This is a genomic window from Pseudomonas sp. 1 (assembly GCF_056626735.1).
The window spans coordinates 42,111-54,456 of record NZ_JBWXMQ010000018.1 but is presented as its reverse complement, the minus strand read 5'-3'; the positions used below and the strand labels follow the sequence as shown (position 1 = coordinate 54,456).

14 protein-coding genes are annotated in these 12,346 nt (G+C 60.2%); 8 read left to right on the top strand and 6 right to left on the bottom strand.

Annotated features, from left to right (window positions below):
* Positions 1 to 41: 41 nt before the first annotated feature.
* Together AC1MDC_RS23890 and AC1MDC_RS23885 are read right to left on the bottom strand one after the other, a co-directional pair.
* The gene (locus tag AC1MDC_RS23890) at positions 42 to 764 is read right to left on the bottom strand and encodes a glycerophosphodiester phosphodiesterase (protein ID WP_085700499.1); all 723 of its coding nucleotides are present in this window, start codon (positions 762 to 764) and stop codon (positions 42 to 44) included.
* 13 nt (positions 765 to 777) lie between these two features.
* Positions 778 to 1,359: a PilZ domain-containing protein gene (locus AC1MDC_RS23885; protein WP_085704564.1), complete on the bottom strand. Its 582-nt coding sequence runs from the start codon at positions 1,357 to 1,359 to the stop codon at positions 778 to 780.
* A 94-nt stretch (positions 1,360 to 1,453) separates the two neighbouring features.
* Here AC1MDC_RS23885 and AC1MDC_RS23880 point away from each other — a divergent pair, with 94 nt between their 5' ends.
* The 3 genes from AC1MDC_RS23880 to AC1MDC_RS23870 all read left to right on the top strand — a co-directional run bounded on the left by AC1MDC_RS23880 (position 1,454) and on the right by AC1MDC_RS23870 (position 4,703).
* Entirely contained in the window at positions 1,454 to 2,704 is a 1,251-nt protein-coding gene (locus AC1MDC_RS23880; RefSeq protein WP_480393805.1) for a lipoprotein-releasing ABC transporter permease subunit, read from the top strand.
* A gap of 7 nt (positions 2,705 to 2,711) precedes the next feature.
* On the top strand, positions 2,712 to 3,395 hold the full coding sequence (gene lolD / locus AC1MDC_RS23875; protein ID WP_170929775.1) for a lipoprotein-releasing ABC transporter ATP-binding protein LolD: 684 nt from the start codon (positions 2,712 to 2,714) through the stop codon (positions 3,393 to 3,395).
* Between the two features lie 63 nt (positions 3,396 to 3,458).
* Positions 3,459 to 4,703, top strand: a complete 1,245-nt coding sequence (locus tag AC1MDC_RS23870) for a lipoprotein-releasing ABC transporter permease subunit (protein ID WP_011335181.1) — start codon at positions 3,459 to 3,461, stop codon at positions 4,701 to 4,703.
* A 123-nt stretch (positions 4,704 to 4,826) separates the two neighbouring features.
* Here the strand turns inward: AC1MDC_RS23870 and AC1MDC_RS23865 are convergent, their stop codons facing one another.
* Complete coding sequence (locus AC1MDC_RS23865; RefSeq protein WP_480393804.1) at positions 4,827 to 6,164, bottom strand: heavy metal sensor histidine kinase; 1,338 nt, start codon at positions 6,162 to 6,164, stop codon at positions 4,827 to 4,829.
* Positions 6,164 to 6,844, bottom strand: a complete 681-nt coding sequence (locus AC1MDC_RS23860) for a heavy metal response regulator transcription factor (protein ID WP_011335179.1) — start codon at positions 6,842 to 6,844, stop codon at positions 6,164 to 6,166. Before AC1MDC_RS23860 ends, AC1MDC_RS23865 begins: the two co-directional genes overlap by 1 nt.
* Before the next feature lie 154 nt (positions 6,845 to 6,998).
* Here AC1MDC_RS23860 and copI point away from each other — a divergent pair, with 154 nt between their 5' ends.
* On the top strand, positions 6,999 to 7,532 hold the full coding sequence (copI, locus tag AC1MDC_RS23855; RefSeq protein ID WP_480393803.1) for a copper-resistant cuproprotein CopI: 534 nt from the start codon (positions 6,999 to 7,001) through the stop codon (positions 7,530 to 7,532).
* Between the two features lie 61 nt (positions 7,533 to 7,593).
* Positions 7,594 to 8,424 carry an NADPH-dependent 7-cyano-7-deazaguanine reductase QueF gene (queF, locus tag AC1MDC_RS23850; RefSeq protein ID WP_085704574.1) on the top strand — a complete coding sequence of 277 codons (831 nt, stop codon included), beginning with the start codon at positions 7,594 to 7,596 and terminating at the stop codon, positions 8,422 to 8,424.
* A gap of 63 nt (positions 8,425 to 8,487) precedes the next feature.
* On the opposite strand, the gene AC1MDC_RS23845 is transcribed toward queF, so the two are convergent.
* Entirely contained in the window at positions 8,488 to 8,751 is a 264-nt protein-coding gene (locus AC1MDC_RS23845) for a DUF4404 family protein (RefSeq protein ID WP_085700493.1), read from the bottom strand.
* A gap of 108 nt (positions 8,752 to 8,859) precedes the next feature.
* Entirely contained in the window at positions 8,860 to 9,480 is a 621-nt protein-coding gene (gene pcrP, locus AC1MDC_RS23840; RefSeq protein WP_480393802.1) for an HAD superfamily inactivated hydrolase PcrP, read from the bottom strand.
* Positions 9,481 to 9,665: 185 nt separating this feature from the next.
* Here pcrP and AC1MDC_RS23835 point away from each other — a divergent pair, with 185 nt between their 5' ends.
* From AC1MDC_RS23835 to rssC, 3 genes are all read left to right on the top strand, one after another.
* The gene (locus tag AC1MDC_RS23835) at positions 9,666 to 10,355 is read left to right on the top strand and encodes an MlaA family lipoprotein (protein ID WP_085700491.1); all 690 of its coding nucleotides are present in this window, start codon (positions 9,666 to 9,668) and stop codon (positions 10,353 to 10,355) included.
* A gap of 322 nt (positions 10,356 to 10,677) precedes the next feature.
* The gene (gene rssB, locus AC1MDC_RS23830) at positions 10,678 to 11,859 is read left to right on the top strand and encodes a two-component system response regulator RssB (protein WP_085700490.1); all 1,182 of its coding nucleotides are present in this window, start codon (positions 10,678 to 10,680) and stop codon (positions 11,857 to 11,859) included.
* Entirely contained in the window at positions 11,859 to 12,341 is a 483-nt protein-coding gene (rssC, locus tag AC1MDC_RS23825; protein ID WP_024013621.1) for an anti-sigma factor antagonist RssC, read from the top strand. Before rssB ends, rssC begins: the two co-directional genes overlap by 1 nt.
* The last annotated feature ends 5 nt before the right edge of the window (positions 12,342 to 12,346 follow it).

The window sequence follows — 12,346 nt, the reverse complement described above, 5'->3', positions numbered from 1 at the left end:
GGGCTCCGGCCGGTGGCCTGAGCCGGCCGGGGAGACCGATTTCAGCAATTCCCGAGGGTGGCAGTGGCCAAACCGGGAAAGTCTGTAATCAGGCTGTCAACGCCGAAGTCGGCGAGTCTGCGCATCAGCGCAGGCTCGTTGACGGTCCACACCGACACATGCAGCCCTTGACGTTGCGCCTTTTGCAGGCGTTCCGGCGTACACAGCGTCCAGTTCAAGGCCAGAATCTCGCAGCCGTAGTTTGCGGCGACCTTCAGCGGGTCGAGCCAGGCGTATTCCGCCACCAGGCCCCGTGACACGTCCGGTACCAGATCCAGCGCCGCCTTCAACACTTCCCGAGAGCTCGAGGTGATCGTCACCTTGTCGAGCAGTCCGTGCCTGACCGCCATTTCACGAATGGCCAGAACGGTGGTGGCTGCGCGGGTGCGTGAAGCGCTTTTGACTTCGAGCTGCCAGTGATCGAAATCACATTTCTCGAACAATTCTTCCAGGGTCGGAATCGGGCACGGCTTGATCCAGCCGGGGCCGCCCTTGCGGGCGTCGTAGGTCACCAGGTCGGCGGCAGTGTGCTCGGCCACCTTGCCGCGCCGGTCGGTGGTGCGCTTGAGGGTCGGGTCGTGGATGACCATCAGCTCGCCGTCCTTGGACAGGTGCAGATCCAATTCGCAACGGCGTACGCCGTGCTTTAGACATTCCTGAAAACTGGTCAGGGTGTTTTCCGGTGCTTCGCCCTTGGCGCCGCGGTGGCCGTAGATGAGGGTCACGGTTCTTCCTTAATTAAATGCCTGATTCATTTTGTTCGCGGGCCAGGCGTCGTTCCTGGGCCTGCTTCTGCAAGATATAGCGGGCAAGCAACTGGCGCTGGGCGTCGGTCAGGTGTTCGAACTCGGTGCCGACGTCGTAGCCGTCGCCCTTGCGGTCGCAATGGGTGACGCGGGCGCGCAGCAACAGGCCAAGCGCCTGGGGCATCAGCACCAGTTTCACCGACAGGTGAGCGCCGGTGGCGATCGGGGTCGGGTGCTGAAAGTCGACCCCGCCCTCGGAGATGATCACCGGTTGCGGCTCGCCGATATGGCCGAGCACGGTCAGGGCGACCACCTGGCTGAGCAGGTCGATGCGTTTGTTCTGGGATTTCAGGAACGCCGAGATGGCACGGTCGCGTTCACTGATCTGGCGCAGCAGGTGCTGCGACTCGAATTCGCTCAGGTGCAGTTCGCTGAGCAGGTTGAACAATGGGGAAGCATCCTGCAACACTTCCTGGCCTGCAGCTTCGGGAGCGGACAGGGGCCGAATTTCCAGTGCGATCATGTCCTCGATACGGTAGTATTCGCGGCGATCTTCTTCATCTAATGTCGACATGGCGAACCCATGGTAGCGGCGGTGGTCTGAGTGTAAAGCTGGTTATCGACCCCCGCCACAAGGACGTTCCTTTTCCCTCCGAACAAGCCCCGACATGTTCAGACCTCTCTTCGTATTTATCGGCACGCGTTATACCCGTGCAAAGCGTCGCAATCATTTTGTGTCATTCATTTCCCTGACTTCGATGATCGGGCTCGCCCTTGGCGTGGTCGTGATGATCGTGGTGCTTTCGGTGATGAACGGCTTCGATCATGAGATGCGCACCCGCGTGCTGGGCATGGTGCCCCACGCGACCATCGAGTCCGGTGAAGCCATCAGCGACTGGCCGAGCCTGGCCGCCAAGGTCAAGCAGAACCCGCAGGTGGCGGCCGTTGCGCCGTTCACCCAGATGCAGGGATTGCTGACCAATAACGGCCAGGTGTCCAAGGTGTTGCTCAATGCCATCGACCCGGCGCTGGAGCGCAACGTCTCGATCATCGACAACTTCATGAAGCAGGGCAAACTTGACGACCTGACGCCGGGCAGCTTCGGCATCGTGATCGGCGACAAGGCCGCGACCAAGCTCGGCGTGGGCCTCGGTGACAAGGTCACCTTCGTCGCGCCGGAGGTCAGCGTGACCCCGGCCGGCATGTTCCCGCGCATGAAGCGCTTCACCGTAGTCGGCATCTTCCATGTCGGCGCCGGTGAGCTGGACGGTTACCTGGGCGTCACCAACCTGCAGGATCTGGCGAAAATGCACCGCTGGAAGCCCGATCAGGTGCAAGGTCTGCGCCTCAAGTTCGACGATCTGTTCCAGGCGCCGCGTGAGGCGTGGAACATTGCCCAGCGCCTCGGCGAAGACCGTTACTACGCCCGCGACTGGACCCGTACCCACGGCAACCTGTATCAGGCGATCCGCATGGAAAAAGCCATGATCGGTCTGCTGTTGCTGCTGATCGTCGCCGTGGCGGCATTCAACATCATTTCCACGCTGGTGATGGTGGTGAACGACAAGAAGGGCGACATCGCCATTCTGCGCACACTGGGCGCCACGCCGGGCACGATCATGCGCACATTCATGGTGCAGGGCACGGTGATCGGTGTGGTCGGCACGGCCATCGGCGCTGTGGTCGGGATCTTCGCCGCGCTCAACGTCAGCGCCGCGATTTCGGCCCTCGAAGGCGTGATCGGACACAAATTCCTCAACGCCGATGTGTATTTCATCGATTACCTGCCGTCGCAGGTGCAGAGCCAGGACGTGGTCATGGTCTGCGCCGCTGCGTTGGTCCTGAGTTTCCTCGCCACCCTGTATCCAGCCTGGCGTGCAGCGCGCACCCAGCCGGCGGAGGCGCTACGTTATGAGTGAGTCGGGCATGAGTGAAAAAGCAATCTTGAGCTGCCGCAACCTGGGCAAATCCTACGAGGAAGGCCCGGAGTCGGTGGAAGTGCTGGCCAACCTGCAACTGGAACTGCATCCGGGTGAGCGGGTGGCGATCGTCGGCAAATCCGGTTCGGGCAAAAGTACCTTGCTCAACCTGCTGGGCGGTCTCGACACGCCGACCAAGGGCAGTGTCTGGCTCGACGGTGAAGAACTGTCGGCGCTGAGCGAGAAGAAACGTGGTCTGCTGCGTAACCGCGCCCTCGGGTTCGTGTACCAGTTCCACCACCTGCTGCCGGAATTTACCGCGCTGGAAAACGTCTGCATGCCGCTGCTGATTGGCAAGACCGCGATACCGGAAGCCCGTCAGCGTGCAACGGCGTTACTGGAGCGGGTCGGTCTGGGCCATCGCCTGGAACACAAACCGGCGGAACTGTCCGGTGGCGAACGTCAGCGTGTGGCCATTGCCCGGGCGTTGGTGAACAATCCTGGGCTGGTGATGCTCGACGAGCCGACCGGCAACCTCGATTCCCATACCGCCGAAGGCATTCAGGATCTGATGCTGGAACTCAGCACTTCGATGCGCACGGCGTTTCTGGTGGTGACTCACGACATGAACCTGGCTCGCCAGATGGACCGCGTCCTGCACCTCAATGAAGGCTGCCTGACGCCAATCTGACGCGTTGAAACCCGATGCCTGAAAAGGCGTCGGGTCTTTTATTTTTATACGGTGCCCCAGCGAATGTTCAGACCGTTATCGATCTTTATCGGCACGCGCTATACCCGCGCCAAGCGCCGCAATCGCTTTGTTTCGTTCATTTCGATGACCTCGATGATCGGCCTCGCCCTCGGCGTACTGGCGATGATCGTGGTGTTGTCGGTGATGAACGGCTTCCAGCGCGAAATGAGTTCGCGCATCCTCGGCATGGTGCCTCACGCGACCATTGTCGGCGTCAAGCCGATCGATGACTGGCAGCCAGTCGCCGCCGCTGCGATGAAAAACCCGGAAGTGACGGCTGCGGTGCCGTTCACCGAGATGGAGGGCATGCTGTCCTACAAGGGCATGATGCAGCCGATCCAGATCAGTGGCGTCGACCCGGCCCAGGAAGGCAAGGTGTCGATCGTTGCCCAGCACATCGTTCAGGGCCGTCTCGATGCCTTGAAACCGGGTGAGTTCGGCGTAGTGCTCGGCGAAATCACCGCCCGGCGTTTTCGCCTCAATGTCGGCGACAAGATCACCCTGATTGTCCCGGAAGTCAGCACCGCACCGGGCGGCATCACCCCGCGCATGCAGCGGCTGAACGTGGTCGGCGTGTTCAAGGTCGGTGCCGAACTCGACGGTTCCATGGGCCTGATCCACGTCTCCGACGCCGCGACCATGCAGCACTGGGAGCCGAATCAGGTGCAGAGCGTGCGTCTGGCGGTGAAGGATCTGTATGCCGCGCCGAAAGTTTCGTCGGACATTGCCAGCGGCCTCGGCGCCGACTTCAAGGCCGATGACTGGACCCACACCCAGGGCAGCCTGTTCAGCGCGATGAAGATGGAAAAAACCATGATTGGCCTGTTGCTGCTGATGATTGTCGCGGTGGCAGCCTTCAACATCATCGCGACCCTGATCATGGTGGTTAACGACAAGGGTGCCGACATCGCGATCCTGCGCACTATCGGCGCCACACCACGGCAGATCATGGCGATCTTCATGGTGCAGGGCACGGTGATCGGCATCGTCGGCACCATTATCGGTGGCGTTCTGGGCGTGATTGCCGCGCTGAATGTCAGTGAGATGGTGGGCTGGGTCGAGCGAGTGACCGGGCAGCACATCTTCAGTTCGGACGTCTACTTCGTCAGCAACCTGCCATCGGAGTTGCAGGGCGGCGATGTCCTGCTGATCTGCTCGGCAGGCTTCATCCTCAGCTTCCTGGCCACCGTTTATCCAGCGTGGCGGGCGGCGAAGATCGAACCGGCGCACGCCTTGAGATATTCGTAAGCTTCGAGACCGCCTTCGCGAGCAAGCTCGCTCCCACAGTGTTATGGAGTGCTCACAAAATTGTGGTGCGACTCGGTACTTGTGGGAGCGAGCTTGCTCGCGAAGGGGCCAGCACTGCTGGACTCAATCCTTGGGCAACTCAATCACAAACCGCGTCCAGCCCTGATCCGATTCGCAATGAATCTGCCCGCCATGGGCCCGGATGATCGACTGAGTAATCGCCAGCCCCAATCCCGCATGCTCGCTGCTGCCTTCCTGGCGCGCCGGATCCGCCCGGTAGAAGCGATCGAACAAGCGCGGCAACAACTCTGCAGAAATCCCTTCGCCACTGTTCTCCACCGTCACCCTCAAGGATTTCGCCTGCTCGGCCACCCTCACACGCACTTCGCCGGCGGCAGGGGTGAAGCGCAACGCGTTATCCAGCAGGTTCGAAAGCGCCCGGCGCAACATCGCGCGATCACCCGCAAACCGCCCCGCACCGTCACGGCTCAGGCTGACCTGAGCGTCTTCGGCCAGCGGCGCAAAAAACTCCAGCAATGCATCGGCTTCTTCCGCCAGATCCAGCGGTTCACGTTTGGGCACCAGCAAACCGTGGTCAGCCTTGGCCAGATAAAGCATGTCGTTCACCAACTGCGCCATCCATTGCAGCTCTTCAAGGTTGCTGTGCAGTGCTTCGCGATAGTCTTCGAGGGGGCGAGGGCGGGTGAGAGTGACCTGGGTGTGGGTCAGCAGGTTCGACAGCGGTGTGCGCAGCTCATGGGCGATGTCGGCGGAGAACGCTGACAGCCGCTGAAAGGAGTCATCGAGACGTCCGAGCATGGCGTTGAAGCTGTGGGCCAATTCCGCAAGTTCTGCGGGCATCCGCGCTTCCGGCAGTCGGGCATTCAACGATTGCGCCGAAATCCCACGGGCCACCGCACTCATGCGGCGTAACGGGCGAAGACCGCTGCGGGCGGCCCAGGCGCCCAGCAACGCAGTGGCCAGCGCCGAAAGGCCGACGGTCAGCCAGATCAGATGCTGCATGCGTTGCAGGAAGTGCTGGTGGTGGGTGATGTCCAGCAACAAGGTCAATTGCGGGGAATCAGGTTTTTCCGGCTCAAGCGCGGCATTGAGCACGCGATAATCGGTGCCGTTGTCGTTGATGGTGGCCAGGCCGGGCTGTTGCGGCAGATTTGCCGGGGCGTGCAACGAGCGGCCGAACCAGCGCTGCCCCTCAGGGCTACTGATGCGCAGCGTGACATCGCCTTGTTGGCTCAACTCATCAGTGATGTGCGCGGCGTCGCTACCACTCAACAGCGTCTGACGCACGCTGAGCAGTTTTCCTTCGAGCAGTTGCTGGTCGAGTTCGATGAAGTGACCTTCGCTGGCCCGATTGAATACCACCCCCGCAACCAACGAAACCGCAGCGGTGCAGCCAGCGAACAACAGCGCCAGCCGGCCGCTCAAGGACAGTCGGCGCATCAGTCGGCACGCTCTTCCAGGACGTAACCCATACCGCGCACGGTGTGTATCAGCTTGTTCGGGAAGTCGTCATCGATCTTCAGGCGCAGTCGGCGAATCGCCACTTCGATCACATTGGTGTCGCTGTCGAAATTCATGTCCCAGACCTGTGAGGCGATCAGCGATTTGGGCAGCACTTCGCCCTGGCGGCGCAGGAGCATTTCCAGCAGGGCGAACTCCTTGGCGGTGAGGTCGATACGTTGACCGCTGCGTTCGACCCGGCGGCGGATCAGGTCCAGGCTCAGATCGGCCAGGCGCAGGCTGGTTTCCTGAGGTGTGGAACTGCCGCGACGCAACAGACTGCGCACCCGCGCCAGCAGTTCAGAGAAGGCGAACGGTTTGACCAGATAATCGTCGGCGCCCAGTTCCAGGCCGTGAACCCGGTCTTCCACGGTGTCCTTGGCGGTCAGAAACAGGATCGGCGTTTCCAGACCGGCGCTGCGTACCGCTTGCAGGATCTGCCAGCCATTGCGACCCGGCAGCATCACGTCGAGGATCAGCAACGCATAGTCGCCGCTCAACGCCAATTGCTGGCCGGTGGTGCCATCGGCCACCAGTTCGGTGTTGAAACCGGCTTCGGTCAGGCCCTGACGCAGGTACTGGCCGGTTTTCGGTTGGTCTTCGACGATCAGCAGTTTCATGGGCGACTCGGGTAGCGGGAACGAGGACGTTATACCGTGGGCTCACGCTGTGAGCGCCAACCTGACAAAGTTGTAATCTGCCTGTCAGGTCGCTGCCAGCGCAGGCGGGCTAGAGTTTCCCACAGGCTGAACCTTGATTTGTTGGAGTACGACTATGTTTTTGCGCAACCGTCTGGCCCTTGCCGCGTTTCTGCTGGCGCTGAGTTCGCCGCTGTGGGCATCACCGGCGCACACTTATGACTTCGGCCAGCCGGCCCCGGCGGCCAAGGCCACCCGCAGCATTGAAGTGGTGATGGGCGACATGAGCTTCGATCCGAAGGCGATCGAGATCAAGGCCGGTGAGACCGTTCGTTTTGTACTGGTGAATAAAGGCCAGTTGCTGCACGAATTCAACCTTGGCGACGCGGCGATGCATGCGAAACACCAGGAGGAAATGTTGCAGATGCAGCAAAGCGGCATGCTCACGCCGACCGGCATGAAGGAAATGTCCCACGATATGGCGGGCATGGATCACGGCTCGATGGGGCATGGAATGAAGCACGACGACCCCAACAGCGTGCTGGTGGAGCCGGGCAAGACCGCCGAGTTGACCTGGACCTTCAGCAAAGCGGTGAACCTGGAATTTGCCTGCAACATTCCCGGGCATTACCAGGCCGGCATGGTCGGCAAACTGACTGTCAGTCAGTAAGCACTCAAAGGCGGGAGCAAAGGCTGATAGAATCCGCTGATTCTTCAGTCAGGTTTCCGCCATGCATCCCGCAGCCGAACATTCGCCGCTGGGCAAGTCCAGCGAATACATCGCCACGTACACACCGTCCCTGCTGTTTCCGATTCCGCGCACCGCGAAATGGGCCGAGCTGGGCCTGACCGCCGAAACCCTGCCGTATAAAGGCGTGGATTTCTGGAACTGCTTCGAGCTGTCGTGGCTGCTGCCGTCGGGCAAACCGGTGGTGGCAATCGGTGAATTCAGCATTCCGGCGGATTCGCCGAACATCATCGAATCCAAGTCGTTCAAGCTGTACCTGAACTCGCTGAACCAGACGCCGTTTGCCGATATCGAAAGCCTGGAAGCAACGCTGGTCAAGGATCTGTCCGCCGCTGCCGGCAAACCGGTGGGCGTGCGGGTTCGCAGCCTGAAAGATGTCGAAGCCGAAGGTGTTGTCGCGCTGCCGGGCGTGTGCATCGACGATCTTGATATCAGCGTCAGCAACTACGAACATCCGCGTCCTGAACTGCTGCGCTGTGACGATTCGCGTGTGGTCGAGGAGAGCGTGCACAGTCATCTGCTCAAATCCAACTGCCCGGTGACCAGCCAGCCGGACTGGGGCAGCGTGGTGGTGGAATACAGAGGCGCGGCGCTGGATCACGCCAGCCTGCTGGAATACATCGTCAGCTTCCGTCAGCACTCGGACTTCCACGAGCAATGCGTGGAGCGGATCTTCCTCGACCTGCAACGCCTGTTGAAACCGGAAAAACTCACCGTGTTCGCGCGTTACGTGCGTCGGGGCGGGCTGGACATCAACCCGTACCGCAGCACCGAAAGCGTGCAACTGCCGAACCACCGTCTGGTTCGTCAATAACCCGCCTCGCGGACATGAAAAAGCCCTGCCAGTGATGGCAGGGCTTTTTTGCATTCGCGGGTTTCAGATGCCCATGCTGACCAGGGAATTCATGATGTTGCGCAATGTGCCGGCGATGGCAGGGTGTTCGAGTTCGAAGCGATCAACTGCCAGATTGACACCATCGGCGATGCTGGAATCTTGAGTCGCGGTCTCCAGTTTTATTTCGGATTCGATCTGTGCCATCAGCGCATGTAGATCAGCGCGCTCGGCTTCGGTCAGCGGAGGATTTTGATCCAGTTGCTCGCGCAGGGCATTGAGCTGTTTTTGCAGTTCTTGAGCGGGCATGGTTGTTTCCTTTTATCGAGAGGCACTGGCATAGACCGCAGCCGTGCGCCAAAGGTCTATGGCTCTCCTTAAGACTAATCCACTCTTGGCCAACCTGCATGATCCCGGTCAGGGCTTTTCGCCTTTGAGGCGACGCAGGCTGATGTCCGCCAGACAGGTGTCGAGTTCGCCCAGATGATCGATCACCGAGTGCACGCCGAGGCCGAACAACTGCACCGTCGCCTTGCCACGCAATTGTTCGCGTTCCTTCTGGCTCAGGGCCTGCCATTCGCTCGGCGCCAGGCCGCACAGTGAACCGCAGGACGCCAGGCCAATGGTCCACAGCCCGGCATTGAGGCCCGATTGCAGCAGGCGCGGTTCACCGCTGACCAGCACGCAACCGTCGAGACGATCGACATTCAAGCCCATCAACGCCTGCCAGCAGGCATTGGGCGCCGGCCATGGTTTGATTGTTGCTGAATGTTGCGACGGTTTGATCCAGTCCGGCAGCGCCGATGACAGCACTTGAGTGCAGGCCGTGGACAGCTCATCGAGCCAGGCGCAGGGAATTTGCTGGTGCTGAAGGCTGCGCAGGCTGTCGAGGGCTCCGGGTGTGGCATCGGCGTGTTCCGGGCCGATACTGGCGTGATGACGGGCGCGGGCACCGAAGTCCACCAGACAGCCGCTGAGTCCGAACAGCACCGCGGTCAGTGTCGTTGCGGTGACGGGCAAGGCTTCGGCTTGAGGCATGGAAAACGTCCCTGAAATAGCGATCAGGCTAGGCACTATCGGTGACAGTTGCATGACAGGCCAATGACGAAGTGTCCTACGGAGGGATTTACCGGGGAACTGCCTAAAGTAGCGTTTCCGTCTTATACTGACGCACTTATCGCCGCGGCCCAGGTGCTGCGTCCGTACTATCCAAGGAGTTTTCTATGCGCTTGAGTCATCCTCTTGCTCAGCTTTGTGTATGTGCCAGCGTGATGCTGGTGCCGTTCGCCGCTCAGGCTGCAACGGAAGAAGACCCTTGGGAAAGCGTCAACCGTCCGATCTTCCAGTTCAACGATTTCGTCGACACCTATGCGCTGAAGCCTTTGGCGCAGGGCTACGAATTTGTTACTCCGCAATTCCTGGAAGACGGCATCCACAACATGTTCCGCAACGTCGGTGATGTCACCAACCTGGCGAACAACATTCTTCAGGCCAAGCCGGCTGCCGCTGGCGTCGACACCGCTCGCCTGATCTTCAACACCACCTTCGGCCTGCTCGGTTTCTTCGATGTCGGCACCAAAATGGGTCTCACCCGCAGCGACGAAGACTTCGGCCAGACCCTCGGCTACTGGGGCGTCGGCAGCGGTCCTTATGTAATGCTGCCGCTGTTGGGCCCGAGCACCCTGCGCGATGCACCGTCCAAATACGTCGACAGCTTCACCGGCCCGTACCGCTACATCAACGATGTGCCGGTGCGTAACTCGATTTTCGGCCTGAACATCGTCGACACCCGCGCCAGCCTGCTGTCGAGCGAGAAGCTGATCAGCGGCGACAAGTACACCTTCATCCGCAACGCCTACCTGCAGAACCGCGAGTTCAAGGTCAAGGACGGGCAGGTCGAAGACGATTTCTGATCTCGATTGATCGGCAGAAAAGGGCGACCGCGAGGTCGCCTTTTTTGTGGGCGCGTCCAATGATTGGGTTACGGTTGATGCTGTTCTTATAACTGCGAGTGATTTGACAAACAAAGTCTCCAAGCGACCATCGGCGCATGCTTGAAACGGTCGAAGGATGGGAGTACCGTCTGCGCCTTAGAAGGGCACCTCTGGTGCAATCGTGTGCGGGGCAAACGCTCCGAAGCGGTGCAGCAGAGAGGCTAGAAAGCGAATCCAGTAGTCTGCGCCGGGCCGTTGCCCCGCCTGCTACGCCAACCTAATTCTGGCGCCGTTTGCCCACATGCCAAAAACCAGTGCCACGCTGCTGATAATCGATGATGACGAAGTAGTGCGCGCGAGCCTCGCGGCCTATTTGGAAGACAGTGGTTTCAGCGTCTTGCAGGCCAGTAACGGCCAGCAGGGTCTTCAGGTATTCGAGCAAGACACGCCCGACTTGGTCATCTGCGATCTGCGCATGCCGCAGATGGGCGGTCTCGAACTCATCCGTCAGGTCACTGAGCGGTCGCCGCAGACACCGGTGATCGTGGTTTCGGGTGCCGGGGTGATGAACGACGCAGTCGAGGCCCTGCGCCTGGGCGCGGCGGATTACCTGATCAAGCCTCTCGAAGATCTGGCGGTGCTCGAGCACTCCGTGCGCCGGGCGCTGGATCGTTCGCGTCTGCTGCTGGAAAACCAGCGCTACCGCGAGAAACTGGAAAAGGCCAACCGCGAACTCGAAGCCAGCCTGAACCTGCTCCAGGAAGACCAGAATGCCGGTCGCCAGGTGCAGATGAACATGCTGCCGGAAAGTCCGTGGGCCATCGACGAATTCAGGTTTGCGCACCAGATCATCCCGTCGCTGTACCTGTCGGGTGATTTTGTCGATTACTTCCGGGTAGACGAGCGCCGGGTAGCGTTCTACCTGGCGGATGTCTCGGGTCATGGCGCTTCTTCGGCGTTCGTTACCGTGCTGCTGAAGTTCATGACCACGCGCTTGCTGTTCGAATCCAAGCGCAACGGCACGCTGCCGGAATTCAAGCCTTCGGAAGTCCTCGGTCATATCAACCGGGGGCTGATCAGTTGTAAGCTGGGTAAACACGTCACAATGGTCGGTGGAGTCATCGACGAGGAGACCGGTTTGTTGACCTATAGCATCGGCGGCCATCTGCCGTTGCCTGTGTTGTACACGCCTGACAGTGTTCGCTACCTCGAGGGGCGCGGTCTGCCCGTGGGGCTTTTCAACGAAGCCACCTACGAAGACCACGTGCTCGAGCTGCCACCGACGTTCAGCCTGACGCTGATGTCTGATGGCATTCTGGATCTTTTGCCAGAGCCCACACTCAAAGAGAAAGAAGCCGCTTTACCGCAAAAGGTGAAGTTGGCGGGCGGCAGCCTGGATGGTCTGCGGCAGGTTTTTGGATTGGCCACGCTAGGGGAGATGCCGGATGATATCGCCCTGTTGGTGTTGAGCAGGAATCTTTAATGAGTACCGGTAGAATCCAGTTCGCCGAGCAGGATGGCACCTTCGTCCTGAAGTTCGTCGGTGAAGTTCGCCTGACCCTGTGTTCGGCGTTGGATGCGACTATTGAAAAAATCTTCACCGCGCTGAATTTCAACGCGATCGTGATCGATTTGACCGAAACCCGAAGCATCGACAGCACCACGCTGGGCCTGCTGGCCAAACTGTCGATCCTGTCGCGGCAGAAGGTCGGCCTGCTGCCGACCGTGGTCACCACCCACGAGGACATCACGCGTCTGTTGCAGTCGATGGGTTTCGAGCAGGTGTTCAATATCGTCAACCATCCCGTGCCATGCCCGGAATGCCTCGATGACTTGCCGGACCAGGATCAGTCTGAGGAGGTAGTGCGGGTCAAGGTGCTCGAAGCGCACAAGATCCTCATGGGGCTGAACGATTCCAACCGCGAAGCCTTCCATGACCTGGTGAATGCCCTCGAACGGCACTGATCGGC

What these genes read in the sequence shown, in the direction of transcription:
- AC1MDC_RS23885 (WP_085704564.1), bottom strand. Translation starts at nt 1,359, where the DNA reads ATGTCGACATTAGATGAAGAAGATCGCCGCGAATACTACCGTATCGAG.
- AC1MDC_RS23880 (WP_480393805.1), top strand. Translation starts at nt 1,454, where the DNA reads ATGTTCAGACCTCTCTTCGTATTTATCGGCACGCGTTATACCCGTGCA.
- lolD (WP_170929775.1), top strand. Translation starts at nt 2,712, where the DNA reads ATGAGTGAAAAAGCAATCTTGAGCTGCCGCAACCTGGGCAAATCCTAC.
- AC1MDC_RS23870 (WP_011335181.1), top strand. Translation starts at nt 3,459, where the DNA reads ATGTTCAGACCGTTATCGATCTTTATCGGCACGCGCTATACCCGCGCC.
- AC1MDC_RS23865 (WP_480393804.1), bottom strand. Translation starts at nt 6,164, where the DNA reads ATGCGCCGACTGTCCTTGAGCGGCCGGCTGGCGCTGTTGTTCGCTGGC.
- AC1MDC_RS23860 (WP_011335179.1), bottom strand. Translation starts at nt 6,844, where the DNA reads ATGAAACTGCTGATCGTCGAAGACCAACCGAAAACCGGCCAGTACCTG.
- copI (WP_480393803.1), top strand. Translation starts at nt 6,999, where the DNA reads ATGTTTTTGCGCAACCGTCTGGCCCTTGCCGCGTTTCTGCTGGCGCTG.
- queF (WP_085704574.1), top strand. Translation starts at nt 7,594, where the DNA reads ATGCATCCCGCAGCCGAACATTCGCCGCTGGGCAAGTCCAGCGAATAC.
- AC1MDC_RS23845 (WP_085700493.1), bottom strand. Translation starts at nt 8,751, where the DNA reads ATGCCCGCTCAAGAACTGCAAAAACAGCTCAATGCCCTGCGCGAGCAA.
- pcrP (WP_480393802.1), bottom strand. Translation starts at nt 9,480, where the DNA reads ATGCCTCAAGCCGAAGCCTTGCCCGTCACCGCAACGACACTGACCGCG.
- AC1MDC_RS23835 (WP_085700491.1), top strand. Translation starts at nt 9,666, where the DNA reads ATGCGCTTGAGTCATCCTCTTGCTCAGCTTTGTGTATGTGCCAGCGTG.
- rssB (WP_085700490.1), top strand. Translation starts at nt 10,678, where the DNA reads ATGCCAAAAACCAGTGCCACGCTGCTGATAATCGATGATGACGAAGTA.
- rssC (WP_024013621.1), top strand. Translation starts at nt 11,859, where the DNA reads ATGAGTACCGGTAGAATCCAGTTCGCCGAGCAGGATGGCACCTTCGTC.